Source organism: Xanthobacter aminoxidans, from assembly GCF_023571765.1.
Lineage (GTDB): Bacteria > Pseudomonadota > Alphaproteobacteria > Rhizobiales > Xanthobacteraceae > Xanthobacter > Xanthobacter aminoxidans.
On sequence record NZ_JAMJXC010000001.1, the window covers coordinates 140,409 to 165,008 of the forward strand.

At 65.5% G+C, this 24,600-nt stretch carries 23 protein-coding genes and 1 tRNA gene; 22 read left to right on the forward strand and 2 right to left on the reverse strand.

Translation table 11 applies throughout. The annotated features are described in order from the left end of the window. Nucleotides 1-27 precede the first annotated feature (27 nt). On the reverse strand, nt 28-546 hold the full coding sequence (gene def / locus EJ105_RS00590) for a peptide deformylase (protein ID WP_250164914.1): 519 nt from the start codon (nt 544-546) through the stop codon (nt 28-30). Nucleotides 547-646: 100 nt separating this feature from the next. Here def and EJ105_RS00595 point away from each other — a divergent pair, with 100 nt between their 5' ends. The 13 genes from EJ105_RS00595 (at nt 647) to EJ105_RS00655 (ending at nt 14,358) form a co-directional block, all read left to right on the forward strand. Next, entirely contained in the window at nt 647-1,816 is a 1,170-nt protein-coding gene (locus EJ105_RS00595; protein WP_250164915.1) for a DNA recombination protein RmuC, read from the forward strand. 11 nt (nt 1,817-1,827) lie between these two features. Next, a complete protein-coding gene (locus tag EJ105_RS00600) occupies nt 1,828-2,181 on the forward strand; it encodes a DUF2200 domain-containing protein (protein WP_250164916.1) in 354 nt (117 codons plus the stop codon). 124 nt (nt 2,182-2,305) lie between these two features. Further along, nucleotides 2,306-3,184, forward strand: coding sequence for a bifunctional DNA-formamidopyrimidine glycosylase/DNA-(apurinic or apyrimidinic site) lyase (gene mutM / locus EJ105_RS00605; protein WP_029556620.1), 879 nt, complete (start codon nt 2,306-2,308; stop codon nt 3,182-3,184). Between the two features lie 127 nt (nt 3,185-3,311). After that, complete coding sequence (locus EJ105_RS00610; RefSeq protein WP_024276973.1) at nt 3,312-4,082, forward strand: enoyl-CoA hydratase; 771 nt, start codon at nt 3,312-3,314, stop codon at nt 4,080-4,082. Nucleotides 4,083-4,216: 134 nt separating this feature from the next. After that, a tRNA-Leu gene (locus EJ105_RS00615) sits at nt 4,217-4,301 on the forward strand. A 165-nt stretch (nt 4,302-4,466) separates the two neighbouring features. Next, on the forward strand, nt 4,467-5,687 hold the full coding sequence (locus EJ105_RS00620; protein ID WP_250164917.1) for a tyrosine-type recombinase/integrase: 1,221 nt from the start codon (nt 4,467-4,469) through the stop codon (nt 5,685-5,687). Between the two features lie 77 nt (nt 5,688-5,764). Continuing rightward, nucleotides 5,765-6,460 (forward strand): hypothetical protein, encoded by a 696-nt coding sequence (locus EJ105_RS00625; protein ID WP_250164918.1) that lies wholly within the window; start codon nt 5,765-5,767, stop codon nt 6,458-6,460. 132 nt (nt 6,461-6,592) lie between these two features. Continuing rightward, nucleotides 6,593-6,805 (forward strand): helix-turn-helix transcriptional regulator, encoded by a 213-nt coding sequence (locus EJ105_RS00630; protein ID WP_250164919.1) that lies wholly within the window; start codon nt 6,593-6,595, stop codon nt 6,803-6,805. A gap of 5 nt (nt 6,806-6,810) precedes the next feature. Continuing rightward, nucleotides 6,811-7,293: a helix-turn-helix domain-containing protein gene (locus EJ105_RS00635; RefSeq protein WP_250164920.1), complete on the forward strand. Its 483-nt coding sequence runs from the start codon at nt 6,811-6,813 to the stop codon at nt 7,291-7,293. 4 nt (nt 7,294-7,297) lie between these two features. After that, nucleotides 7,298-8,407, forward strand: a complete 1,110-nt coding sequence (locus EJ105_RS00640; protein WP_250164921.1) for a tyrosine-type recombinase/integrase — start codon at nt 7,298-7,300, stop codon at nt 8,405-8,407. Between the two features lie 85 nt (nt 8,408-8,492). After that, nucleotides 8,493-12,611: an Eco57I restriction-modification methylase domain-containing protein gene (locus EJ105_RS00645; protein WP_250164922.1), complete on the forward strand. Its 4,119-nt coding sequence runs from the start codon at nt 8,493-8,495 to the stop codon at nt 12,609-12,611. Between the two features lie 47 nt (nt 12,612-12,658). Further along, nucleotides 12,659-13,750: a DUF8606 domain-containing protein gene (locus tag EJ105_RS00650; protein WP_250164923.1), complete on the forward strand. Its 1,092-nt coding sequence runs from the start codon at nt 12,659-12,661 to the stop codon at nt 13,748-13,750. A gap of 290 nt (nt 13,751-14,040) precedes the next feature. Then, nucleotides 14,041-14,358, forward strand: a complete 318-nt coding sequence (locus tag EJ105_RS00655; RefSeq protein ID WP_250164924.1) for an Arm DNA-binding domain-containing protein — start codon at nt 14,041-14,043, stop codon at nt 14,356-14,358. 58 nt (nt 14,359-14,416) lie between these two features. Here EJ105_RS00655 and EJ105_RS00660 read toward each other — a convergent pair whose 3' ends face one another. After that, complete coding sequence (locus tag EJ105_RS00660; RefSeq protein ID WP_250164925.1) at nt 14,417-15,388, reverse strand: LysR family transcriptional regulator; 972 nt, start codon at nt 15,386-15,388, stop codon at nt 14,417-14,419. A gap of 219 nt (nt 15,389-15,607) precedes the next feature. On the opposite strand from EJ105_RS00660, the gene EJ105_RS00665 reads away from it, so the two are divergent. From EJ105_RS00665 to EJ105_RS00705, 9 genes are all read left to right on the forward strand, one after another. After that, nucleotides 15,608-16,699, forward strand: coding sequence for an ABC transporter ATP-binding protein (locus tag EJ105_RS00665; RefSeq protein WP_250164926.1), 1,092 nt, complete (start codon nt 15,608-15,610; stop codon nt 16,697-16,699). A 42-nt stretch (nt 16,700-16,741) separates the two neighbouring features. Next, nucleotides 16,742-17,464 (forward strand): HAD-IA family hydrolase, encoded by a 723-nt coding sequence (locus EJ105_RS00670; protein ID WP_024276991.1) that lies wholly within the window; start codon nt 16,742-16,744, stop codon nt 17,462-17,464. An 18-nt stretch (nt 17,465-17,482) separates the two neighbouring features. Then, on the forward strand, nt 17,483-18,787 hold the full coding sequence (locus EJ105_RS00675) for an NAD(P)/FAD-dependent oxidoreductase (RefSeq protein ID WP_250164927.1): 1,305 nt from the start codon (nt 17,483-17,485) through the stop codon (nt 18,785-18,787). Nucleotides 18,788-18,849: 62 nt separating this feature from the next. Then, complete coding sequence (locus EJ105_RS00680) at nt 18,850-19,887, forward strand: ABC transporter substrate-binding protein (protein ID WP_250164928.1); 1,038 nt, start codon at nt 18,850-18,852, stop codon at nt 19,885-19,887. Between the two features lie 120 nt (nt 19,888-20,007). Continuing rightward, nucleotides 20,008-20,880, forward strand: coding sequence for an ABC transporter permease (locus EJ105_RS00685; RefSeq protein WP_024276994.1), 873 nt, complete (start codon nt 20,008-20,010; stop codon nt 20,878-20,880). 2 nt (nt 20,881-20,882) lie between these two features. Next, nucleotides 20,883-21,677, forward strand: coding sequence for an ABC transporter permease (locus EJ105_RS00690; RefSeq protein ID WP_250164929.1), 795 nt, complete (start codon nt 20,883-20,885; stop codon nt 21,675-21,677). Nucleotides 21,678-21,758: 81 nt separating this feature from the next. Continuing rightward, nucleotides 21,759-22,112 carry a cupin domain-containing protein gene (locus tag EJ105_RS00695; protein ID WP_250164930.1) on the forward strand — a complete coding sequence of 118 codons (354 nt, stop codon included), beginning with the start codon at nt 21,759-21,761 and terminating at the stop codon, nt 22,110-22,112. Nucleotides 22,113-22,143: 31 nt separating this feature from the next. After that, a complete protein-coding gene (locus tag EJ105_RS00700; RefSeq protein WP_250164931.1) occupies nt 22,144-23,070 on the forward strand; it encodes a 2-hydroxyacid dehydrogenase in 927 nt (308 codons plus the stop codon). 12 nt (nt 23,071-23,082) lie between these two features. Beyond that, nucleotides 23,083-24,576, forward strand: coding sequence for an NAD-dependent succinate-semialdehyde dehydrogenase (locus EJ105_RS00705; protein ID WP_284145252.1), 1,494 nt, complete (start codon nt 23,083-23,085; stop codon nt 24,574-24,576). Nucleotides 24,577-24,600: the final 24 nt, after the last annotated feature.

The window sequence follows — 24,600 nt, forward strand, 5'->3', positions numbered from 1 at the left end:
GTCCCGTGATCTCCCGCCGCGGCGGGATCAGGCCTCGGCCTTGTGCTTCGCCTGCTTGGTGAATTTCTTGATGACGCGGTCGCGCTTCAGCTTGGAGATGTGATCGATGAAGAGCACGCCGTTGAGATGGTCGATCTCGTGCTGCACGCAGGTGGCGAACAGGCCCTCGGCCTCCACCTCCCGCGTCTTGCCCTCCACGTCCATAAAGCGCACCGCCACCTTCGCCGGGCGCTCCACCTCCTCGTAATATTCGGGGATGGAGAGGCAGCCCTCGCTGTAGACGGAGGTCTCTTCCGAGGCGGCGATGATTTCCGGATTGATGAGGGCGATGGGCTTCTTGTTCTCGCCGTCGCGCGCGACATCGATGGTGATGACGCGGCGCTGCACGCCCACCTGTATGGCCGCCAGCCCGATGCCGGGGGCGTCGTACATGGTCTCGAACATGTCCTCCACCAGCTTGCGCACCTCGTTGTCGATCTTCTCGACCGGGGTGGAAAGCGTGCGCAGCTTGGGCTCGGGGATGATGAGGATGGGCCGGATCGTCATTCGAGCGAGATAAGCGAAGCTGCCGCATAGGTCAACATGTTCGCCGTTTGTTCAGATGAGAGAATCACGTAAGAAGAGAAGGTTCACGCAAGAGCAAGGCATGCCGGTTGTGCTGTTCACCTTCGGCGGGCGGCCCTTCACCGTGGCCGAGGCGGCTGCGGTCGCCGCGGCGGTGCTGGCGCTGCTGCTGTTCCTCGTGCTGGTGACGCTCGTGCGCCAGTCGCGGGCGCGCGCCGCCGCGGTCGCCGAGGAGGCGCTGCGGCGGGACGAGATGGACCGCCGCCTGCGCGAGCTGGTCCGCGTCCAGTCCGAGACCGCCGGCCGCGTGCAGAGCATGACGGAGATCCTCGCCCAAAGGCAGAGCGAGCTGGCCCGCGCCGTCTCCGACCGGCTCGACCAGACCTCCCATCGGCTGGGAGAGACGCTCTCCACCGCCGCCCGCGCCACCCATGAGAGCCTGACGCGCATCGCCGAGCGTCTCGTGATGGTGGAGACGGCCGAGCGCACGCTCGGCGATCTTTCCGCGCAGGTGGTTTCGTTGCGCGAGACGCTGGCCAACAAGCAGGCGCGCGGCGCTTTCGGGCAGGCGCGGATGGAGGCCATCGTCTCCGATGGTTTGCCGCGCGGCAGCTTCGCCTTCCAGTACACCCTCTCCAACGGCAAAAGGCCGGACTGCGCCATCTTCCTGCCGGGGGATGCGCGCCCGCTGCTCATCGATTCCAAATTCCCGCTGGAGGCCGTCACCGCCTTCCGCGAGGCGCCATCCGCCGAGCATCGCAAGGCCGCCGGCCAGCGCCTGCGCAACGATCTCTTGAAGCACGTCTATGACGTGGCCGAGCGCTATTTCATCCCCGGCGAGACGCAGGACGTGGCGCTCATCTTCGTGCCGTCCGAATCCGTCTATGCCGAGATCAGCGAGCATTTCGACGGCGTGGTGCAGGAGGCCTATCGCCAGCGCGTGGTGCTGGTTTCGCCATCGCTCCTGATGCTGGCCGTGCAGGTGGTGCAGGCCATCGCCAAGGACGCCCGCATGCGCGAGGAGGCGGACCGCGTGCGCGCCGAGGTCGGCGCCCTGGTGGAGGACGTGAGCCGCCTGCGCGAGCGGGTGGGCGACCTCGCCAAGCATTTCGCGCAGGTGGGTGACGACGTACAGCGCGTCATCATCTCCGCCGACAAGATCGCCCGGCGCGGACTGAGGCTGGAGCAGCTCGACTTCGACACCCCCGGTCCGGCGTCCTCCCCGCCGCCCTCCTCCCCGCCGCCCAAGTGAGGGCCGGCGCCATGCCGAAGCACCGCATCACCACCACCAGCTTCGCCAGCGTCTATCCCCTCTATGTCGCCAAGGCCGAGCGGAAGGGGCGCACGCCGGCGGAGGTGGACGCGGTGATCCGCTGGCTGACCGGCTATTCCGACGCCGAGCTTGCCACCCTCCTCGCCGGAAAGACCGATTTCGAGACCTTCTTCGCCGGGGCGCCCGCGCCGAATCCCGCCCGCGCGCTCATCACCGGGGTGGTCTGCGGGGTGCGGGTGGAGGAGGTCGCCGAGCCGACCATGCGGGAGATAAGGTATCTCGATAAGTTGATCGACGAACTGGCGCGCGGGCGGCCGCTGGAGAAGATCCTGCGCAAGGGCTGAGGCCTGTTGATGCGGCCCCCGTCGGGGTCTGCGGCATCTTGCGCGGCGGCCTGCGAGGCGGGATGCTGACGCCTGAGATGAATCGCGCGCCGGTTGGGGCGCGCCCGTGACCTTTAAGGACGAAATGCCCGAACTGCCCGAGGTGGAAACCGTCCGCCGCGGCCTGATGCCCGTCTTGCAGGGTGCCGTGATCGAAAGCGCCGAGGCGCGCCGCCCGGACCTGCGCTGGCCGCTGCCGGAGAACTTCGCCGAACGCCTCGCCGGCCGCCGCGTGGAGGCCATCGGCCGCCGCGCCAAATATCTGCTCGCCGACCTCGACGGCGGCGAGGTGATGATCCTGCACCTCGGCATGTCCGGCTCCATTCGGGTGGAGGGCGAAAAGGCGCTCCGCCCCGGGGCCTTCCATTATCCCCGCGCCGCCGCCGGGCCGCACGACCATGTGGTGCTGCACCTCGCCGGCGGCACGACCGTGACCTTCAACGATCCGCGCCGCTTCGGCGCCATCCTGATCGTCCCTTACGACCGGCTGGAGAGCCATCCGCTTCTGGCTGGCCTCGGCCCGGAGCCGCTGGGCAACGCCTTCCATGCCGACTATCTCGCGGGCGCGTTCGCGCGCCGCAAGACGTCGCTGAAGGCCGCGCTGCTGGACCAGAAGCTGGTGGCGGGCCTCGGCAACATCTATGTCTGCGAGGCGCTGTTCCGCGCCGGCCTCTCGCCGCGCCGCCTCGCCCACACCATCGTCACGAAGGACGGCAAGCCGACGCCGCGGGTCGAGCGTCTCGTCACCGCCATTCGCGACGTGCTGCGCGAGGCCATCCAGGCCGGCGGCTCCTCACTGCGCGACCACAAGCAGGTGAGCGGCGAGCTCGGCTATTTCCAGCACACCTTCCGCGTCTACGACCGCGAGGGCGAACCCTGCCGCACCCGGCACTGCAAGGGCATCGTCCAGCGCATCGTGCAAGGCGGGCGCTCCACCTTCTACTGCCCGGTCTGCCAGAGATAGCGCAGCCCCGCACGGCCGCTGTGCGAGGCTGCCACTTCGCATGCCGGCGCGGAAGCGCTAGAGCACGGTTCCGCGCGCGCGGCGCAGGATATCGACCGGCGTCACGCCGGCTCAGGAGGAGACGAGGATGGCTTACGAGACGATCCTGTTGGAGGTGGACGAGCGGGTTGGCATCATCCGGCTGAACCGCCCGCAGGCGCTCAACGCGCTCAACGCCCAGCTCATCAACGAGCTGAACGCCGCCCTCGACGTGCTCGAGAACGACCGCGCCATCGGCTGCATCATCCTCACCGGCTCGGAGAAGGCCTTCGCCGCCGGCGCCGACATCAAGGCGATGCAGAGCTTCACCTATCCGGACACGTATCTCGACGACTACATCACCTCCTGGGAGCGCCTCTCGCGCACCCGCAAGCCGGTGATCGCGGCGGTGGCCGGCTTCGCGCTGGGCGGCGGCTGCGAGCTTGCCATGATGTGCGACTTCATCCTCGCCGCCGACACCGCGAAGTTCGGCCAGCCGGAGATCAAGCTCGGCGTCATGCCCGGCTCGGGCGGCACCCAGCGCCTGACGCGTTTCGTCGGCAAGTCCAAGGCCATGGAGATGTGCCTCACCGGACGGCTGATGGATGCGGTGGAAGCCGAGCGCTCCGGCCTCGTCTCGCGCATCATCCCCGCCGCCGAGCTGATGACCGAGGCGCTGAAGGTCGCCAAGGTCATCGCCGGCATGTCGCTGCCGATCGCGATGCAGACCAAGGAGGCGGTGAACCGCTCCTACGAGACGTCCCTTGCCGAGGGCATCCGCTTCGAGCGCCGGGTGTTCCAGTCCCAGTTCGGCCTCGCCCACCAGCAGGAAGGCATGAGCGCCTTCATCGAAAAGCGCCCGCCCAACTTCAAGGGCTGACGCAGACGCGGGTGCCGCCCCACCGGCCGCACCCGCCTTCCCCATCTTTCCGCGACAGAGCGCAAGGAGCGTGTTGACAAGCAAGCCGCACCCCCTCTATGTGTCGCGCTCCGATCCGGCCCCAACCGGACGGGGCCCAGGTGGCGGAATTGGTAGACGCGCTGGTTTCAGGTACCAGTGGTGAAAGCCGTGGAGGTTCGAGTCCTCTCCTGGGCACCATTTACCCTTCCGGGTAGGTCCCAAAAGCTCCGAAAACCCTTACAAACACTCAATTCTCCGGTCCAGTAGGTTCCGGGGGTGTCTGGGGGTATCCGTTGGCAGCCGGCAAATTTGGGGGTATTTTTGGGGGTATCGGAAACGTACCCCCATTGAGGGCGACCCCCCATGCCCCTGACCGACACGGCCATCCGCGCGGCCAAGGCCGGCGACAAGCCCTATAAGCTGGCGGACGGTGGCGGTCTCTATCTCCTGGTGAACCCGACCGGCTCCCGCCTCTGGCGGTTGAAGTACCGCATCGAGGGCAAGGAGAAACTCCTCGCCATAGGCCCCTATCCCGATGTGACGCTCGCCAAGGCGCGGGAGCGGCGCGACGACGCCAAGAAGGCGATCATCGACGGCGCTGACCCCTCCGCCCTCAAGAAGCAGTCGCGGGAGGAGGCGAAAGCGGCGCCGACCAACACCTTCCGCGCGGTGGCCGAGGAACACCTCGCCAAGCTGGAGCGCGAGGGGCTTGCCGATATCACGCTGGGGAAGCGGCGTTGGCTGCTTGGGTTCGCATACCCCCATTTCGGGGACCGGGATATCGGCGGTGTCAGCTCGGCCGACGTGCTGGTGGCGCTGCGGGAGATCGAGGCCAAGGGCCACCATGAGACGGCGCGGCGGATGCGCTCTGTCGTCGGCTCGGTTTTCCGCTACGCCATAGCCACCGCCCGAATCGAGAACGACCCGACCTTCGCCCTGCGCGGCGCCCTGACCACGCCGAAGGTGCAGCACCGATCCGCTGTCACCACTGCGACCGAGCTGGGCAAGCTCCTCAAGGCTATCGACGGATATCGAGGCCAGCCGGCGACACGCGCCGCGCTGCGGCTTATGCCGCTGCTGTTCCCCCGTCCCGGCGAGCTGCGCGCGGCGCGGTGGTCCGAATTCGACCTCGACAAGGCCGTTTGGTCCATTCCGGCCGAACGCATGAAGATGCGCCGGCCCCACCGCATCCCGCTTCCCCCGCAGGCGGTGGCCATCCTCCGCGAGCTTCACGCGGTGACGGCGGAGGACGATTTCGCCTTCCCCTGCATCGGCGCGGCGAAGAAGCCGATCAGCGAGAACACCCTCAACTTCGCCCTGCGCCGTCTCGGCTTCGGCCCAGATATCGCCACCGCCCACGGCTTCCGCGCCACCGCCTCGACACTCTTGAACGAGAGCGGGCGGTGGAATCCCGACGCCATCGAGCGCCAGCTCGCCCATGCGGAGAACAATGAGGTGCGCCGGGCGTACCTGAGAGGCGAGCATTGGGAGGAGCGGGTGCGGATGATGGCGTGGTGGGCGGATCATCTGGACGGGCTGCGGGAAAGTGAGGAGGCCTCAGCCCGCCCATTGTGCACGGGCTGATGAAATCCTCGGACGGCGCTGGACTGAGGGCCAATTGATTCGACAATAAAACTAACGAATCAGTCCGCAGGTGCACTATGTCCGGCCGGTCCAGATGGCGGCTCGCCAAGTCGCTAACCATCTATCAAGCAGCGCTTCTCATCGAAGGTTATGACCCAGCCAAATTTGAGGATTCGTCGCCATACAATTGGCATCCCGATATTAAGAATAAGACGGCCGCAGTTATTCATGCGCTTCGAAGTGCGAGTGAAGATGGAACAATAAAACTGGCAAAAGAGTTTCGTACTGGCGAGTTCGAGGAATATCTCGATCTAGATCGCAGTCTGATGCGGGTAGACGATATTCGTTCATGGTTGGAAGCAGCCGGTTTCAAGGATGGGTTTTTTGTACCCATCGAAGAAGAGGATGATGGGCCGGGTGACTTCTTCAGTCCCTACTACGCGCCGAAACTAGCGGCTGCGAATGATGCCTGGAAGGCCGTTACGTCGGATAAGAAATGGCTTCGAGGACGCTCGCCAAAAAAGGCGATCGAGCTTTGGTTGAAAGAGAACGCGGCCCGATACGGACTGCTGAACAAAGACGGAACGCCAAATGCCACCGGGATCGAGGAAATAGCCAAGGTAGCGAACTGGAAACCAGCGGGCGGCGCCCCAACCACCCCCAAGGATCGCCGCGAACATGGGGGAGGGTTCGGAACAACGGTCCCCCCTCTTTCGACAAGCGAAGGGGCGGGTTCGTTCAGTTCCGACCTAGACGACGACATCCCCTTCTAGGTGACTTTGGGTCGGGTTAGGGTTCGCTTAGTGCATTGAGCAGGCATCCTTTTTTCAAATTCGCCCGGCTATTTTAACGTCCGCGTCGCGCCCATCCTTCCATTCATGTCCACTCGGACCCGGATGGAGCCAATGAACGCGAACGATACGACGACCCGCCCCTCTCTCCTGCGCCTGGAGGCCGTGAAGGCCCGTACCTGCCTCAGCCGCAGCACCATCTACGCCTATATGCGGGAGGGGCGCTTTCCCCAGCCGGTGGCCCTGACCGAGCGGTGCGTTGCCTGGATCGAGGCGGAGATTGACGGCTGGATTGCCGACCGCATCGCGACGGGGCGGCGGGGGTGAAGGGAATGCGCGCCCGCAAGCCGCGCCGGTGCTCTCCGCAGAAGGTGAAGCAGGGCACCACCTATGAAGTGGCCGAGGTTGCCAAGCTCCTCGGCATCCACCGCAACACCGTGCGGCGGTGGCTCAAGGAGGGGCTGGGGGCGATCGATGACCGGCGCCCCCTCCTGATCCATGGCTCGGCCCTCAGGGCCTTCCTCGCCAAGCGGCGGGAGAGCCGGCGCCACACATGCCGCCCCGGCGAGTTCTATTGCTTTCGCTGCCGGGTGCCGCGCGCGCCTTGGGGCGGGACGGCTGACCTCTCATTCCGCAATGAGAAGGTCGCGCGCCTTGCTGCCCTCTGCGCCTCCTGCGGAACCCCCATGCACCGCACCGTGCGGCGGGCCGACCTGCCGGCCCTCGGCGCCCTGATCGATCTGCACAGGCTGGCGCCGGAACGAATGAATGGGTGTTCCGACCCCAATGCAAACCGTGCTTTCGAGGAGGTGTAACGCGATGACGAGACTGAACCCGTCCAATGAGCGCCTGAAGCGGGACTATATCCGCTATCTGAAGGAAGCCAAGGGCAAGAGCGAGGCGACGCTCGATGCCGTGCGCAAGGCCCTCGCACGCTATGAGGCGTACACGGCTGCGAAGGACTTCAAGACCTTCCGGCGCGAGCAGGCTATGGGCTTCAAGGCGCGGCTTGCCGAGACCGAAGGCGTGCGCACCGGCGAGGCCTTGAGCGCATCCACGCAGGCCACCACGCTCACCGCGCTGAAGGAGTTCTTCACCTGGCTGTCGTGGCAGCCCGGCTTCAAGTCCAAGGTCCACATGGCGGATATCGATTATCTGTCGCCGTCGAACAAGGATGCGGCGCGAGCCAAGGCGGCGAAGCTGCGGGCCTTCCCCAGCCTCGAACTGGTGCGTGCGACCGTTGCCGCCATGCCGGAAGAAACCGTGATCGAGCGCCGCAATCGCGCCCTGGTCGCTTTCACGCTCCTGACCGGCATCCGCGACCGCGCGCTGGTGTCGCTGTCGCTCGGCCATCTGGACACGTCCGGCAAGACACCGGTGGTGGCGCAGGACCCCAACAGCGTCGAGACCAAATTCGCGAAGGCCATCGTCACCTATTTCTTCCCGGTGGGCGACGACCTCGCCGATATCGCGCTCGCCTGGATCGAGGAATTGCGCAAGGTCCACCTGTTCGGCCCGGCCGACCCGCTCTTCCCCCGCACGCGGATGGGCCTTGGCGAGGATGGCGGCTTTGCGCCGGTGGGCATCGAGCGGGAGCACTGGAGCAATGCCTCGCCGGTGCGGGAGATTTTCCGCAAGGCCTTCGAGCGCGCGGGCCTGCCCTATTTCCCGCCCCACTCCTTCCGCCACACCCTCGGCCATCTGGCGCAGACCATGTGCCGGACCCCGGAGGAACTGAAGGCCTGGAGCCAGAACCTCGGCCACGAACACATCGCCACCACGCTCACGTCGTATGGCCGAATCGATCCCCACCGGCAGGGGGAGGTGATGGGGCGGATGGGAGCGCAAGCCCCCAGCAGCGACGATGATACGCTGGCGCAGATCGGCGCCTTGCTGGCCAAACGAAGAGGTGGCGATTTGGTCGCCTAGGTCCAGGCCTTGATTTAGAAGGGTTGGAGGCACCGGACCATAATGCGCTTTGCCGGTCGGGCGTCTGCGGGTATTGAGCGGGTTGATGCAGGGGGAAGCCTTGTCCGATTCAGCTTCGTTCATTTCCGGCGCGCTGTTCACGACCGACTACCTCGCGGACGCGATTAAGCATACTGAAGCCTATCGCTCCGTTGACGCTGCCAGCCTTCGCGCCCGTTTGGCCGAAATCGCTGTTCCGTTCCCTAAGAGCATCCGAACCAACGAAAGCCAGACTGAAGACGACTTCATATGGCCTGTGCTCGGTGCCCTTGGCTGGTCCGATAGCCTCCGGCAACAGAATCTGACCGCCAGCGGTCGCGACGATGTACCCGACGGGCTCTTGTTCGCCGACGCCGCATCGAAGGTGGCGGCCAACGCACAGGCCGAACAATGGAGGCGTTATGCGCATGGCCTCTGCGTCGTGGAGTGCAAGCGGTGGGCTCGGCCCCTCGACCGCGCATCAGGTAAGGATGAGACCACCGCGCCGTCAACGCAGATGTTGCGATATCTGCGACGCATCGACGACTTGACCAGTGGCCGTCTGCGTTGGGGTATCCTTACCAACGGTTCGCGGTGGCGGCTCTACTGGGCTGGTGCGCGTTCGGTGTCGGAACAGTTTCTGGAGATCGACCTTGCCCGCGTCCTCGCACTCGATGGTGCTGACCTCTTCGCCAGCGATGCGGACCGCGAGCATTGGCTGCGGGTGTTTGCCGTTCTGTTCTCGCGTGAAGCGTTCCTCGGCACAGGTGTCGATCGGCGAACTTTCCACGAGCGCGCCCGCGCCGATGCGGCCTTCTATGAGGAAAAGGTTGCCTCTAGCCTGTCGGAGCTGGTGTTCACCACCGTCTTCCCCAACCTAGCCGGAGCCATCGCCGAAGCGGCACCGGACGCACCTCTAACCGAGGTGCGCGACACGGCGTTGGTGCTGCTCTATCGACTGCTGTTCCTGCTCTACGCTGAAGACCGCGCGCTGCTGCCGGTGAACGACAAACGCTATGATGACTATGCCCTGCGCAACTTGCGACTCGACGTGGGCAGGCGTGTGTCGAATGGTGATGCCTTCTCCACGAGCGCCACGCGCATCTTCGGGCATGTGGCGGACTTGGCGCGCATAATCGACCGAGGAGATACCAGCGTCGGCATTCCGCCCTATAACGGCGGCTTGTTCGCCGCCGACGGCACGCCGCTCCTGGGGCGGGTGCGCATCGCCGATGCCATCATGGCCGGGGCACTCGATGCCCTGTCCTATGAGCGTTCTACGGGTGAGCGGCGCTATATCAACTACCGGGACCTGTCAGTTCAGCAGCTCGGTTCCATCTATGAGCGATTGCTGGAGTTTGAGCTGATCCGGAGAGAAGATGGTACGCTTTCGGTGCGGCCCAACCTTTTCGCCCGCAAGAATAGCGGGAGCTATTACACACCCGACGAACTGGTGGGCCTGATCCTTGCCCAGACGCTGGAGCCGCTGATCATAGAGCGGCTCGGCACCTTTCGCACGGCGCTCGCCGGGCTCGACCCGGAAGAGTCTGAAGCTGTGCGTCGCCGCGCATTACGCGAGGCAGACCCTGCCGAGGCGATCCTTAGGCTGCGCATCTGTGATCCGGCCATGGGCTCCGGCCACTTCCTCGTCAGCCTCGTGGACATGATCGCCGACCATGTGCTCGACGCCATGGCGGAAGCCGCAGTGCTGGGGGGGGAACTCGGCTATGTCTCCCCACTGGCGGAGAAAATCGAGGACATCCGAACCACCATCTTACGCAACGCCCGCGCGGCAAAATGGGCTGTCGACGAAGCCCAGCTCGACGACCGGCACATCGTTCGGCGTATGGTGCTCAAACGCTGCATCTATGGGGTGGACAAGAACCCCATGGCGGTAGAGCTGGCTAAGGTTGCCCTTTGGCTCCACACTTTTACCGTTGGCGCGCCCCTCTCCTTCATTGACCATCATCTGCGCACGGGCGACAGTCTGTTCGGCCTGTGGGTGCGTGATGCCATCGACAAGGCGGCAGCGCGGGGCGGCGGCGAACTGCTCTATGCCGCCGCATTGAAGGAGGCACAGTCGGCGGCATCCGCCATGCAGGTGATCGAGCGGCTGGTGGACGTGGAGATTGCCGAGGCGCACCAATCCGCAGACACCTTCTTCGGCATCAAGGCACAGGTGGCCCCGCTGGATGCCTTCGTCTCGTTCCTGCATGCCCTTGACTGGCTGGACTTGAAATCACGCGAAGATAAAGCGGCTGTGAGGGCTTGGCTTGACGGCCAGTTCGGCAACCCAATTGACATTGCTGGCGGCCGAGCGCAGCCGCAGTTCGGCCGCGTGCGGCGGGACGAGGGCGAACGTTTTGCCGCTATTCTGAAACGCGCCCACGCCTTGATTGCTGAGGAGCGATTCCTCAATTGGCAGATCGCCTTTCCTGGCGTGTGGTCGAACTGGGAAGGCCGGGAGCGTGATGGCGGGTTTGACGCGGTTGTGGGCAATCCGCCGTGGGACCGTATCAAGCTGCAACAGGTGGAATGGTTCGCAGCTCGCAAGCCAGAAATTGCGCTGGCGCAGCGGGCCTCTGACCGTGCCCGCATGATCGCAGCCCTAAAGGCCGAGGGTGCTCCGCTCTTTGCCGACTATGAAAAGGCCGAGGCGCGTGCAGCGGACACCGCCCGCGTCGCGCGCAAGTCGGGCCACTATCCATTTCTGGCAGGCGGCGATACGAATCTTAATTCGCTTTTCATTGAGCGCGCCCACGCGCTGGTAAAGCAGGAGGGTATGGTCGGCGTCCTGGTCCCTTCGGGTATCGCGTCGGACCAGAGTTCTGCTGCATTCTTCCGCCAAGTCACAAGTAATAGGCAGATTCATGCGGTCATCGATTTTTTCAATCGCCGCTACGACGGTAGTTTATTCTTCCCAGATGTATATTACCGCTTCAAGTTTTGTGCCTATGTCGCAGGAGGCGAAGCTCGGACGTTCAAGGAGGCGTCGTACGGATTTTTCATCCGTGAGCTTGCAGAGATTGAAAATCCTGATCGCGTGTTTGCTTTAACCGCTGATGAGATTCGGAAAATCAATCCTAATAGCGGAACCGCTCCGATTTTTCGATCAAGACGCGACAAAGACATCACCGCACAAATTTATGATCGCCTCCCCGTCTTAGTGAACCGCTCCGGCAATGAGCCAGTAGTTGTGTGGCCGTTGCGATACGTTCGTATGTTAGATATGGCGAACGACAGCGGTCTCTTTCGGACCCGTGCCGAACTTGAGAGCGAAGAAGGCGCTTGGCCCATCAACGGCAATTGCTTCGCATCATCTGCCGGGCAGTGGGTGCCGCTTTACGAGGGCAAGATGGTGCAGGCATTCGACCATCGGGCCTCAGACGTCGTACTGGCGGAGGCCAACGTTTTTCGTCCCGGTCAGGGCGCCGACTTGACCGATGAGGAACACTGTGACACCGCTCGCCTGCCCAATCCGCGCTATTGGGTGCCGGCGTCCAAGATTGGATGGGCCGCGCCCACCGACTGGTGCGTGTCGCTCAAGGATGTCACATCAGTCACGAACGCGCGCACCACCATCGCCACGATGATCCCACGCTACGCCGCCGGGCATACCCTTCCCGTACTCTTTCCCGAGAAAGGCGATGGTCCGCCCAGTTATGTCGAGTTCGCACCCTTGGTACTCGCAAATTTGAACAGCGTAGTCTTCGACTATCTCGCTCGGCAGAAAGTCCATGGCAATCACCTTGCTTGGTATCTGCTAGAGCAGCTCCCTACCGTCCCGCCTGCCGCCTATACTCGCGCCTTTGGCACGAAGGCGGCCAAAGACATCGTGCGGGATGCGGTACTCGAATTGACCTATACAGCCCACGATATGGCTCCCTTCGCCCGCGACATGGGCCATGTGGATGCGTCGGGCGCCGTCCTGCCGCCCTTTGTCTGGGACGAGGGCCGCCGACTGAAGCTCCGGGCGAAGCTCGATGCGCTCTATTTCATCCTCTACGGCGTATTCGATCCTGCCGCACCGGGGCAGAGCCGTGACAACATCCGATATATTTTCTCGACCTTCCCGATCGTGGAGCGGGAGGAGGTGTCAAGATACGGCCGGTATCGCAGCCGCGACATGACATTGGCCTGGATCAACGCGCTCATGGCAGGACAGCCGGACGTGGAGATAGAATAATTACATGATTTGAGAGAAACCAATACTTTTGAGCTAGAGGAGACCTCATGCCCATCCATCACAGTCTCTGGCGCGTCGGCGCACAACCGGCGCGGCTGGTTGAGGCGAGCCTGCCCAGTGAGGCGCTGTTGGAAGACATGATCGTCGCCGCGCCGGATATCCTCTCTCGGCAATGGATGATGATCGGCCGGCAGGAGGACACCGGCTTTTCCGGCCGCATCGACCTCCTCGCCCTCGCCCCCGATGGCACGCTGATCCTGATCGAGTTGAAGCGCGGCAAGACCCCGCGCGAGGTGGTGGCGCAGGCCCTCGATTATGCCACCTGGGCCGAAGGATTGCAGGCGCAGGACCTCAATCGCATCTATGCTCGCTTCTCCAAGGGCGGCAGCCTCGACGACGCCTTTGCGGCAAGGTTCGGCCAGAAGCTCGATCCCGACACGCTGAACCAGAACCACCAGATCGTTATCGTCGCATCCGAGCTGGACGCCGCCAGCGAGCGCATCGTTGGCTATCTCAACCGCCGCGACATTCCCATCAACGTGCTTTGCTTTCAGGTGTTCGAGACCGATGCCGGCCAATTGCTGAGCCGGGCCTGGTTGCTCGATCCCATCGAGACGCAGGTGGCCGCATCGAGCAGCAGCGCCTCCGGCGAAAAGGAGCCGTGGAACGGCGAATTCTATGCCAGCTTCGGCCACGACGGCGAACGCGATTGGGAAGACGCACGCCGCTACGGCTTTATCAGCGCGGGCGGCGGCTCCTGGTATACGGGCACGCTGAAGCTGCTGAAGGATGGCGATCTGGTGTGGGTGAAGGCGCCCGGCTACGGCTTCGTCGGCGTCGGCCGCGCGCGCGGCAGCTCCGTCCCCGCCTCCGACTTCACCGTGACGGACGAGGCCGGTGTCGAGCGCCCGGCGCTGGAGGTGATGAAGGGCCATTACCGCAGCGTCGCCGACGACCCGGAGCGGTGCGAATATTTCGTGCCCATGGAATGGCTCGCGACCCGGCCGCTCTCTCAGGCGGTGAACGAGACCGGCATGTTCGGCAACCAGAACACCGTCTGCGCCCCGCGCACCCCGAAATGGCGCCATACGGTGGAGCGGCTGAAGGAGCTGTTTCCGGGATGGGATAAGGGGGTATGATCGAGCCGCGCGACGTGCTGTGGAGGGGGTAGCCTGAGCAATTGGGGGTACATTTGGGGGTATCAAAAATTCACCAAAAGATTATTTTCTTTGAAATCAGATATATATCTGAATTATTCGTTGCCTCTCCTGGCACCATTTACCCTTCCGGGTAGATCCCAAAAGCTCCGAAAACCCTTGTAGGCACTCAATTCTCCGGTTCAGCAGGTTCCGGGGGTGTCTGGGGGTATCCGTTGGCAGCCGGCAAATTTGGGGGTATCTGAAACGTACCCCCATTGAGGGCGCCCTCTATGCCCCTGACCGACACGGCCATCCGCGCGGCCAAGGCCGGCGACAAGCCCTATAAGCTGGCGGACGGTGGTGGTCTCTATCTCCTGGTGAACCCAACGGGCTCCCGCCTCTGGCGGTTGAAGTACCGCATCGAGGGCAAGGAGAAGCTCCTCGCCATAGGCCCCTATCCCGATGTGACGCTTGCCAAGGCGCGGGCGCGGCGCGACGACGCCAAGAAGGCGATCATAGACGGCGCCGACCCCTCCGCCCGCGAGAGGCCGTCAGGGGAGGAGGCGATAGTGGCGCCGTCCTTGCCGCTTTCAAGCTCGCCGTGGTGAATCTGGGGTTCGGCCTTATGAGCCCCCCACCTAAAAATCCGGGGCTGTCCAGATCGCATCAGCTCCTCGACGCGATCTGACGCGCGCCCTGCTCCAGCACCGCGTCGAGGCCGAGTTCCGGATGGAGTTCCGTGACCACCGCGATGTCTTCCTGGATGCGCGCGATGATCCAGTCCCGCACCTCGGTCACGATCGCGCGCGTGGCCTTGTCGCGCGACCGCACGAACTGGCAGTGCCGCCCGGTGGTCATGAGGCGCGGGCTCGCGGGGATGAGCATCTTGTTGCGCAGCCAGTGGCAGATCACGTTCAGCCAACCGAGTGCCACGCCCTGACCCAGCAGGGCAGCCTGCACGACGATGGCGTAGTCCGAGAAGATCATTGAATTGACGGGCGAACTCGGGTCCTCCGGAAAGAAGAGGTGCGACCAGTTCGGCTGCGCCTCGCTCAGGAAGATGAGGGTTTCCTCCGTGGACTTCGTCGGGCCCCGGTGCGCGTCGCTGTAGCCGGGACTGCAGATGGGCAGGAGAATCTCGGGCATGATGTAGGCCGCCTCGTGCCGCTCGTCCGGCCCGTTCACGAAGCGCATGCCGAGGTCGACGTCGGTGACCGGCCCCGTCAAGGCGGACATGATGAGTTCGAACCGAAGTTCCACCGTCGGGAAGGTCCGCTTCAGTTCCGCCATCCGCGGCATGATCCAGTGGGTGGTGAACCCGGTCGAGACCGAGAGCGTCACGGTATCCACGCCGGCATTGCGGTCCTCGATTTCGCGCAGCGCGTGCTCGATGCCGGAAAATCCCCGCGAGATGGCTTCGTAGAGAATGAGCCCGGGCTCGGTGAGCGTCACGCCGCCGGGCAGGCGGTTGAACAGAGTGGTCCCGATGTGGTCTTCGAGCCGGCCGATCATCCGGCTGACGGCCGCCGGCGTGACGTTCAGCTCCCCGGCGGCGCGGGCGAAGCTGCCGCAGCGGGCCGCCGCCTCGAACGTGAAGAAGCCATTCATGGACGGCAGGGCGAGGCGGATTTTGCGCATTTACATAATGTAACTTAGCCGGGATTTTTTTTCAATTGAACCCGGTGCGCAAGATTGGTCTTCTTAGCCGCAACGAAGGCCCAACAAGGGCCGATAAAAGCCAGAGACACAGGGGAACGGCATCGCGATCGCGGATCGGCCCGCGCCAGCGCACGGGCTTTTTCGTCCGGTGGCACATGCGATGTAACGTTGCCGCGTTGCTTTCCAGAGCGGGGCGAGATGAACAGGCCTGCATCTTCCGGAACCGTTGGCGTATCCATCCGGAACGCCACCAAACACTACGCCGGGTTCTGCGCCCTCAACGACGTGAGTCTTGAGGTGGCGCCCGGCGAGTTCGTCTCCGTGCTTGGCCCCTCAGGGTCTGGCAAGACCACGCTGCTGGGCATTCTCGGCGGCTTCGTCCAGCCCTCCTCCGGGTCGGTATTCCTCGGTGAGCGGGACATCACGTTCGCCCCGCCGCACAAGCGCGACATCGGCATCGTGTTCCAGAACTACGCGCTCTTCCCGCACATGACCGTCGCCGAGAACGTGACCTTTCCGCTCCGCGCCCGCCGCATGCCGAAGTCCGAATGGCCGGCGAAGCTGAAGGCGGCGCTGGAGATGACGGAGCTCGGCGGGTTCGGCGACCGCAAGATCCACGAACTGTCCGGCGGCCAGCGCCAGCGCGTCGCGCTCGCCCGGGCGATGATCTTCGAGCCGCGGCTGATCCTGATGGACGAGCCGCTTTCGGCCCTCGACAAGCAGTTGCGCGAGACGATGCAGATCGAGCTCAAGCATCTGCACCGCAAGCTTGCCGCCACCATCATCTACGTGACGCACGACCAGCGCGAGGCGCTCACCATGAGCGACCGCATCGCCATCATGAACAAGGGGCGTGTGGTCCAGGTGGATGCGCCGGAGCGGTTGCACGACCATCCGGTGGATTCCTTCGTGGCCGGCTTCATCGGCGAGGCGACGCTTTTGCCGGTGTCGCGCATCGACGACAATTCGGTGGACCTCGGCGGCACCCGCATCGTCTCGGCGCGGCCGATCCCGCACAATCTCAAGCTGTTCCTGGCCGTGCACTCCGAGAAGCTCACGGTGGTGCAGGACGGCGGAGACACCACCGCGAACATCCTCTCCGGCACGGTGTCGGAAACGCTCTACCAGGGCGAGAGCGTGCGCATCTTCGTGGATCTGGACCACGGCGTCCGCCTGAGCCTGCGGGTGCCGAGCAATCACGAAAACCGCTCCCGCATGAAGGCGCCGGGCGAACGCATCGCCGTCCGGCTGCATCCCGACGACACCATCGTGGTGCCTCAGGCGCCCTGACACCCCCGCTCCCGAATTCGACATCCACAAGGAAAGCGTAAGATGAAGCTCTCTCAGTTCAAGGTCCTGACGTTCGACGTGGTCGGCACGCTCATCGACTTCGAGACGGGTGTCCTGAACGCCGTGCGCGCGCTGGGCGGCCCGAAGGCCGCGGCCGCCAGCGACGACGACATCTTCGAGCCCTACAAGCGCGGCCGCGACAAGTTCTATGGCCGCTCCTCCTTCGCCATGAAGGACGTCTACCTGTCCCTCGCCGCCGAACGGGGCTTCCAGAACGACGAGGCCACCGCCGAGGCCTTCCAGCTCGCCGTCTTGCGCTGGCCGGCCTTCGCGGATTCGGTGGAGGCGCTGCGCCGCCTGCGCAAGAACTTCCGCCTGGTCGCCATGACCAATGCCGACCGGACCGCCTTCTCGGCCTATTCGGCAACCCTTGAGAACCCCTTCCACGACAGCGTGACCTGCGACGAGACGGGCTGTGCCAAGCCGGATCCGCGCTTCTTCGCCTTCAACAAGGGGCGCCAGTCCGCGCACGGCTTCCGCCAGTCGGAAATCCTGCACGTGGCGCAGAGCCAGTATCACGACATCGGCGTCGCCAAGGCCGAGGGCTATACCACCTGCTGGATCGAACGACGCCAGGGCCAGAAGGGCTTCGGCGGCACGCCGGACCCGAAGGTGCTGACCAAGCCGGACTTCCACTTCTCCACGCTGAAGCAGCTCGCCGATGCCGTGGATGCGGAGCTCGACACGTCCCGCGTGGCCGCCTGAGCGAGAAGGCAGAACCTCATGGTCACCCCCGCGCTCCCGACCGACATCCCCTCGCTGTGGCAGGCGACTTCGGTCGCGCGTCCCACATTTGCGAGCGCGGGCGGAGACCAGAGCTTCGACGTGGCTGTGATCGGTGGCGGCTATACCGGCCTCACCACCGCTCACTATCTGGCCAAGGCCGGCCTGTCGCCGGTGGTGCTGGAGGCCAACGGCATCGGCTGGGGCGCGAGCGGGCGCAACGGCGGCGTGGTCTCTGGCAAGTTCCGGCTCGGCTTCCGCGACATCGCCAGCCGACATGGCATCGACACCGCCCGCCGGATGCACGATCTCGGGCTCGAGGCCATCGCGCATGCGGGCGAGATCATCGCGGAGCTTGGCATTGAAGGGGCGGACTACCAGCCCACCGGCTCGCTGCGCTGCGCCCACAATGCGCATACGCTCGAACAGCTCAGGACCGAAGCGGAGTGGCTGCGCAGCGCGCTCGGCGACACGGCGATCTCCATCCTGAGCGCAGAAGAGGTCGCGGCGGAGACGGGCTCGCACGGCTTCACCGGCGGCATGCTGAACACCCATGGCGGGATCATCCACCCGCTGAACTACGTGCTGGGCCTCGCCGCCGGGCTCAAGGCGGCGGGGATTTGCGTCTATGAGCGCTCGCCGGTCATGAGCCTGCGCCGCGAGGGGGCGGGCGTGGTGATCGAGACGCCGGCGGCGCGCATCACCGCGCGGCAGGTGGTGATCGCCACCAATTCCTATTCGGACCTGACGCCTGCCACGGCGTGCGTGCGCACCTCCATCATCCCGTTCCGTTCCGCCATGATCGCCACCGAGCCGCTCACCGGCACGCCCGGCGCCCATCTGCTGCGCACCGGGCGGAGCTATACCGAGACGCGGCGCATGATGCGCTGGTTCCGCAAGGCCGGCGATCGCCTGCTCTATGGCGGCCGTGGTGCCTTCGGCAAGACCGACCGGGAGAGCGCGTTCACCGCGCTGGAACAGGCGATGGTGCGGCAGTTCCCCGAGCTCCAGCAGGTGAAGGTGACGCACCGCTGGTCCGGCCTCGTCGCCATGACGCTGGACAGCCTCCCCCATCTCGGACGCCTCGACGACCGGGTGGTCTATAGCGTGGGCTACAACGGCACCGGCGTCGCGCTGGCCTCCGGCATCGGACGGCATGTGGCGGATCTGGTGACGGGGCGCCAGCCGGATCTCGGCCTCATCACCCGGCAGCCGCTCCACCCCATTCCATTCTATGCCCTGCGCGAGCCGGCGGTGCGGCTGGTCGCAGGGGTCTATCAATTCCTCGACGCCATCGGGAGATGACGGCGGACGAGCAGACAGCTTCCAGAAGGCAAGGGCCCGAAGCGGCCAAGAGGAGAAAAGGCATGCGCTTTTCAGTCTCGATCCCGGTGATGACCGCGGCGCTGGCCCTGTCGGTGGCGACGGCCTCCGCAGAGCAGATCACCTTCGTCTCGCAGGGCGGCGCGTATCAGGAGGCCCAGACCAAGGCCATCCTGAACCCCGCCGCCAAGCTGCTCGGCATCACCATCAACCAGGACAGCGCGCCCGATGCATGGCCGGTCCTGAAGACGCAGGCCGCCACCGGCAAGCCCATCTGGGACGTCATCGACGCGCCGACCACCATCTGCGTCCGCGGCGGCGACCAGGGCATGGTGGAGAAGCTCGATTTCTCCAAGCTTCCCAACGCGGCGTCCATGCCGGCGCAGTACAAGACGCCCTATTCGGTGGCCTACGAGTTTTATTCTTCGGTCCTCGCCTACAACAAGAAGAAGTTCGCCAGCAAGGCGCCACAGACCTGGGCCGACTTCTGGGACGTGAAGGCCTTCCCCGGCACTCGTGCCCTGCGCAACCATCCGCAGGCGACCATGGAAGCCGCCCTGCTCGCGGACGGCGTGCCGGCCGACAAGCTCTATCCGCTCGATGTGGACCGGGCCTTCAAGAAGCTGGAGCAGATCAAGCCGAACATCACGGTGTGGTGGACCTCCGGCGCCCAGTCGGCGCAGCTTCTGGCGGATGGCGAGATCGACATGGAGATGGCCTGGAACGGCCGCGTCGCCGCGGTGATGAAGGAGGGCGCTCCGGTGAGCTTTACCTTCAACCAGGGCCTGCTTCAGGAAACCTCTTTGTGCATCGTGAAGGGCGCGCCGAACCTCGAGACCGCCTACAAGTTCGTGAATGCCGCCATGACGCCTGATATCCAGGCGAACTTCCCCGCCTACATCGACTACGGCCCGGGCAACCCGGCCGCCTACGCCACCGGCAAGATTTCGCCCGAGCGCACGGCCCAGATGCCGAGCGCGCCGGAGAATGCGGCCAAGCAGGTGCTGGTGTCGCAGGCCTGGTGGGCCTCGCCGGCCGGCGAAGATGCCATCAAGCGCTGGGCGGGCTTCGTCCAGAAATAAGCCCGCGGGCCACCGGATCGCTTCCCCTGCCCGAGGTGGGGTGAAGCGATCCCTCCCGCGCTGCCGAGCCCGCCGTGTCGCGGGCCGGCCCGACCCGCAAGCCTGCTCCAGGAGCCCGCCATGTCGGCCTCGTCAACCGATCCGTCGCTTGCCCACAAGAGGGGCGAACAGCGCCTCGTCCTGCTGCTGCTCGCACCCTCGCTTGCCGTGGTGGGATGCCTGCTGATCGTGCCGCTGTGCTGGCTCGTCTGGCAGTCGGTGCGGCAGGATGGGGCGTTCACCCTGGCGCACTATGCGCGGTTCTTCAGTGACGCCGTCTACTGGACGACCTTCCTGCAGACCTTCCGCATCGCCTTCATCGTCACCGCGGCGACCGTGCTGCTCGGCTATCCCATCGCCTATGTGGCGGCCGGCGCATCGCGGCGATGGAGCATCTTCATCCTCGCGATGGTCATCCTGCCGTTCTGGACCAGCGTGCTGGTGCGGGCCTACGCCTGGCTGATCCTGCTGCAACGGCGCGGCCTCGTGAACTCGGTGCTGACCGATTTCGGGCTGATCCAGAACCCTCTCGCGCTCGTCAACAACGAGCTGGGCACCGTGATCGCGACGGTGCACATCCTCCTGCCCTTCATGGTGCTGCCGCTCTACGCCACCATGCAGAAGATTCCGGCCGAACTCACCATGGCCGGCGCGAGCCTCGGCGGCACGCCGTTCTATGTCTTCACGCGGGTGTTCCTGCCCCTGTCGCTGCCCGGCGTCGTGGCCGGCATGGTTCTCGTCTTCGTGCTGACGCTCGGCTTCTACATCACGCCGGAACTCTTGGGCGGCGGACGGACCTACATGGTCTCCATGCTCGTGTCGCGGAACATCGAGGTCTACAACGAGTGGGGCGCCGCCTCCTCCATCAGCATCGTGCTGCTCGCCTGCGTGTTCCTCGTCTTCCGGCTGGCGAGCCTCATCATCCCGTTCGAACGCATCATGGGGGCGCGCTGATCATGTCCCTCTCCCGCATCATCCTTTACGTGGTGGTGGGCCTCATCCTGGTCTGGCTGATGGTCCCCGTCCTCATCATCGTGCCCATGTCCTTCTCGGGCGCCCGCTTCCTCGCCTTCCCGCCGCCCTCCTGGTCGCTGCGCTGGTATGAGGCCTATCTCGAAAGCGCCGCCTGGATGCAGGCGACGCGGGTCAGCCTGATCCTCGCCGTGTCGAGCGCGATCATCGCGACCGTGCTTGGAACGGCGGCGGCCTACGCGCTGAACCTCTCCACGTCGCGCCTGGTGCGCAGCCTGCAGGTGGTGCTGCTTCTGCCCCTCGTCGTGCCGATCGTGATCACGGCCGTCGGCGTCTTCCTCGTCTACGCCAACGTCGGACTGCTCGCGACCATGAGCGGCCTGATCCTCGCCAACGTCATGCTCGGCCTGCCGTTCGTCATCATCTCGGTGCTGACGGGCCTCAGGAAGTTCGATCCGGCGCAGGAGATGGTCTCGCGCAGTCTCGGCATGAACCGGCTGCGCACCTTCTTCATCGTGACGCTGCCGCAGATCCGCCCCAGCGTCATCTCGGGCCTGCTGTTCGCCTTCATCTCGGCGCTGGACGAGACGGTGGTCGCCATCTTCATCTCGGGCGGCGAGTACCAGACGCTCACCAAGCGCATGTTCACGGCGCTGCGCGACGAGATCGATCCGACCATCGCCGCCATCAGCACCCTTCTGACCGCGATCTCCTTCCTGATGGTGATCCTCGTTTCCCTCAGCGCACGCACCGCGCCGCGGAAGAACGCAGACGCCTGAGACCTCGCACGCCTCGCACCCGCGCGGCGGCGGCCCATCCCGGCCGGCGCCCGCCTCCCTTTGCCGTCTGGAACCGCGCCCATGAGCAACCTCATCGCCTTCGACCTTGCCGCCCCTGGACCCGCGCGCGAGAGCAAGCCTGTGCCCGACCGGCTGATCGCCGGTGATCCGAGCTACAAGACCTGGGAAATCGCGGCGGCCGGCCACAAGGACATCCGCACCGGCATCTGGGAGGCGACGCCCGGCGTCACGCGCTCCATCAAGGGCGAGACGTGGGAATATTGCACGATCCTCTCCGGCGTGATCGTGTTGACCGAGGATGGCGGCAGTCCGCGCCGCTTCAGCGCCGGCGACACCTTCGTGTTGCGGCCGGGCTTCGTGGGAACCTGGGAAACGCTGGAGACCGTGCGCAAGCTGTGGGTTGCCGTTTCCTGATTCCGCTCCCTCACTCCGTCAGGTCCTGCCCATGGCACTCCTCTACATGGCCGATCCCGCCCGCGGCGAAGTCTGGCGCCGGCTGATCGGCGAAATGGCGCCTGAAATCGACGTGCGCATCTGGCCCGACATGGGAGACCCGGCCGATATCCGCTGGGTTGCCGTCTGGGACGTGCGGGTGGATCTGGCGGCGACGTTTCCGAATCTCGAAGTGGTCTTCTCCACCGGGGCCGGCGTGGATCACCTCGACCTCACCCGCATCCCGCCGGGCATTCCCGTGGTGCGCATGGTGGAGCCCGGCATCGTCGAGGGCATGGTCGAGTACGTAACCATGGCCGTGCTCGCGCTCCACCGCGACCTGCCGACCTATATCGACCAGCAGAAGCGGCACCTCTGGGCGCAGCACTATGAAACGCCGGCGGCGCAGCGGCGCGTCGGCATCATGGGGCTCGGCTCGCTGGGGCAGGCGGCGCTCACGGGCCTCGCGCCGTTCGGCTTTCCGCTTGCGGGCTGGAGCCGCTCACCGCGGGATATCCTGAACGTGGAGACCTTCGCCGGCGAGGCCGGGCTCGCCCCGTTCCTCGCGCGCACCGACATCCTCGTCTGCCTGCTGCCGCTCACCGCCGAGACGCGGGGCATCCTCGATGCAAGCCTGTTCGCCCGGTTGCCGGCGGGCGCCCGCATCGTCAACGCGGGGCGCGGCGGCCATGTGGTGGCTGAGGATCTGGTCGCCGCGCTCGATGCCGGTACCCTCTCGGGCGCCGTGCTCGATGTCACGGAGCCGGAGCCTCTGCCGCCGGAGCATCCGTTCTGGAGCCATCCGCGCATCCTGCTGACCCCGCACGTCGCAAGTCTCACCCGGCCGGAGACCGCCGTGGTCAGCCTGCTCGAAAACCTCCGCCGCCACGCCGCGGGCGAGCCGATGATCGGCCTCGTCGAACGCAGCCGCGGCTATTGAAAGACGCCGCCCATGTCCCTCGCCGCTGAACACATCCTCAACCTCGCCGACCCGAGCCTCCTCGTCCAGGCGGCCTTCATCGGCGGGCAGTGGTGCGCTGCCGACGACGGCGCGACGCTCGCCGTGGAGGACCCAGCCACGGGCAAGGTCGTGGGCACCGTTCCGGCCTGCGGCGCGGCCGAGACGCGGCGCGCCATCGAGGCGGCGGAGACGGCGTTCCGCTCGTGGCGTTCAGTGCCGGCGGCGGAGCGCGCGCGCCTGCTGGAGCGCTGGAACGACCTCATCCTCGCCAACGCTGCCGACCTCGCGCGGATCATGACGGCCGAGCAGGGCAAGCCGCTGGCCGAGGCGGAGGGGGAAGTGCGCTACGGCGCCTCCTTCGTGAAGTGGTTCGCGGAGGAGGCACGGCGCATCTACGGCCGCACCATCCCCGCGCCCGGGGCCGACCGGCGCATCCTGATGCTGGAGCAGCCCATCGGCGTCACCGCCGCCATCACGCCCTGGAATTTTCCCATCGCGATGATCACGCGCAAATGCGCGCCGGCCCTCGCCGCCGGCTGCACCATGGTCATCAAGCCGTCGGAACTGACACCGTTTTCCGCTCTGGCGGTGGTGAAGCTCGCGGAGCGGGCCGGCATTCCCGCCGGCGTCATCTCGGTGGTGACGGGCCTGCCGGCCGCCATCGGCGAGGAGCTCACCTCCAACCCCGCGGTCCGCAAGATCTCGTTCACCGGCTCGACCCGTGTCGGCGCCCATCTCATGCGTGCGTCGGCGGGGACGCTGAAGAAGCTGAGCCTGGAACTGGGCGGCAACGCGCCCTTCATCGTCTTCGACGATGCCGACCTCGACCTTGCGGTGGAGGGGGCCATGGCCTCCAAATTCCGCAATGCCGGACAGACCTGCGTGTGCGCCAACCGCATCCTGGTGCAGGCCGGCATCCACGACGCCTTCGTCGCCCGCCTCGGCGCGCGGATCGCCGCGCAGAAGGTCGGGCCGGGCACGCAGCCCGGTGTCGGCATCGGCCCGCTCATCAATCGGGCTGCCGCCGAAAAGGTGCACGCGCATGTGGCCGACGCGCTGGCCAAGGGCGCGCGCGTGGCGCAGCAGGCCGACACGTCCTGCGCGGAGGGAAACTTCGTCGCCCCGCTCCTCCTCACCGGCGCCACCACCGACATGCGGCTCGCCAATGAGGAAACCTTCGGCCCCGTCGCCCCGGTGTTCCGCTTCGAGACCGAGGGGGAGGCGATCGCCATTGCCAACGGCACCCCCTACGGGCTCGCCGCCTATTTCTTCACCGAGGACATGCACCGCGCCTGGCGGGTCGGCGAGGCGCTGGAATTCGGCATGGTGGGGCTCAACACCGGTGCCATCTCCATGGAGGTGGCGCCCTTCGGCGGCGTGAAGCAGTCCGGGCTCGGCCGCGAGGGCGGCTATCTCGGCATCGCCGAATATCTGGAGCCCAAGGCCTTTCACATGGGTGGGCTGCGCCTCACGGCGCCGGTCTGACCCCAATCTCACACATATCGCAGG

What these genes read in the sequence shown, in the direction of transcription:
- def (WP_250164914.1), bottom strand. Translation starts at nt 546, where the DNA reads ATGACGATCCGGCCCATCCTCATCATCCCCGAGCCCAAGCTGCGCACG.
- EJ105_RS00595 (WP_250164915.1), top strand. Translation starts at nt 647, where the DNA reads ATGCCGGTTGTGCTGTTCACCTTCGGCGGGCGGCCCTTCACCGTGGCC.
- EJ105_RS00600 (WP_250164916.1), top strand. Translation starts at nt 1,828, where the DNA reads ATGCCGAAGCACCGCATCACCACCACCAGCTTCGCCAGCGTCTATCCC.
- mutM (WP_029556620.1), top strand. Translation starts at nt 2,306, where the DNA reads ATGCCCGAACTGCCCGAGGTGGAAACCGTCCGCCGCGGCCTGATGCCC.
- EJ105_RS00610 (WP_024276973.1), top strand. Translation starts at nt 3,312, where the DNA reads ATGGCTTACGAGACGATCCTGTTGGAGGTGGACGAGCGGGTTGGCATC.
- EJ105_RS00620 (WP_250164917.1), top strand. Translation starts at nt 4,467, where the DNA reads ATGCCCCTGACCGACACGGCCATCCGCGCGGCCAAGGCCGGCGACAAG.
- EJ105_RS00625 (WP_250164918.1), top strand. Translation starts at nt 5,765, where the DNA reads ATGTCCGGCCGGTCCAGATGGCGGCTCGCCAAGTCGCTAACCATCTAT.
- EJ105_RS00630 (WP_250164919.1), top strand. Translation starts at nt 6,593, where the DNA reads ATGAACGCGAACGATACGACGACCCGCCCCTCTCTCCTGCGCCTGGAG.
- EJ105_RS00635 (WP_250164920.1), top strand. Translation starts at nt 6,811, where the DNA reads ATGCGCGCCCGCAAGCCGCGCCGGTGCTCTCCGCAGAAGGTGAAGCAG.
- EJ105_RS00640 (WP_250164921.1), top strand. Translation starts at nt 7,298, where the DNA reads ATGACGAGACTGAACCCGTCCAATGAGCGCCTGAAGCGGGACTATATC.
- EJ105_RS00645 (WP_250164922.1), top strand. Translation starts at nt 8,493, where the DNA reads ATGCAGGGGGAAGCCTTGTCCGATTCAGCTTCGTTCATTTCCGGCGCG.
- EJ105_RS00650 (WP_250164923.1), top strand. Translation starts at nt 12,659, where the DNA reads ATGCCCATCCATCACAGTCTCTGGCGCGTCGGCGCACAACCGGCGCGG.
- EJ105_RS00655 (WP_250164924.1), top strand. Translation starts at nt 14,041, where the DNA reads ATGCCCCTGACCGACACGGCCATCCGCGCGGCCAAGGCCGGCGACAAG.
- EJ105_RS00660 (WP_250164925.1), bottom strand. Translation starts at nt 15,388, where the DNA reads ATGCGCAAAATCCGCCTCGCCCTGCCGTCCATGAATGGCTTCTTCACG.
- EJ105_RS00665 (WP_250164926.1), top strand. Translation starts at nt 15,608, where the DNA reads ATGAACAGGCCTGCATCTTCCGGAACCGTTGGCGTATCCATCCGGAAC.
- EJ105_RS00670 (WP_024276991.1), top strand. Translation starts at nt 16,742, where the DNA reads ATGAAGCTCTCTCAGTTCAAGGTCCTGACGTTCGACGTGGTCGGCACG.
- EJ105_RS00675 (WP_250164927.1), top strand. Translation starts at nt 17,483, where the DNA reads ATGGTCACCCCCGCGCTCCCGACCGACATCCCCTCGCTGTGGCAGGCG.
- EJ105_RS00680 (WP_250164928.1), top strand. Translation starts at nt 18,850, where the DNA reads ATGCGCTTTTCAGTCTCGATCCCGGTGATGACCGCGGCGCTGGCCCTG.
- EJ105_RS00685 (WP_024276994.1), top strand. Translation starts at nt 20,008, where the DNA reads ATGTCGGCCTCGTCAACCGATCCGTCGCTTGCCCACAAGAGGGGCGAA.
- EJ105_RS00690 (WP_250164929.1), top strand. Translation starts at nt 20,883, where the DNA reads ATGTCCCTCTCCCGCATCATCCTTTACGTGGTGGTGGGCCTCATCCTG.
- EJ105_RS00695 (WP_250164930.1), top strand. Translation starts at nt 21,759, where the DNA reads ATGAGCAACCTCATCGCCTTCGACCTTGCCGCCCCTGGACCCGCGCGC.
- EJ105_RS00700 (WP_250164931.1), top strand. Translation starts at nt 22,144, where the DNA reads ATGGCACTCCTCTACATGGCCGATCCCGCCCGCGGCGAAGTCTGGCGC.
- EJ105_RS00705 (WP_284145252.1), top strand. Translation starts at nt 23,083, where the DNA reads ATGTCCCTCGCCGCTGAACACATCCTCAACCTCGCCGACCCGAGCCTC.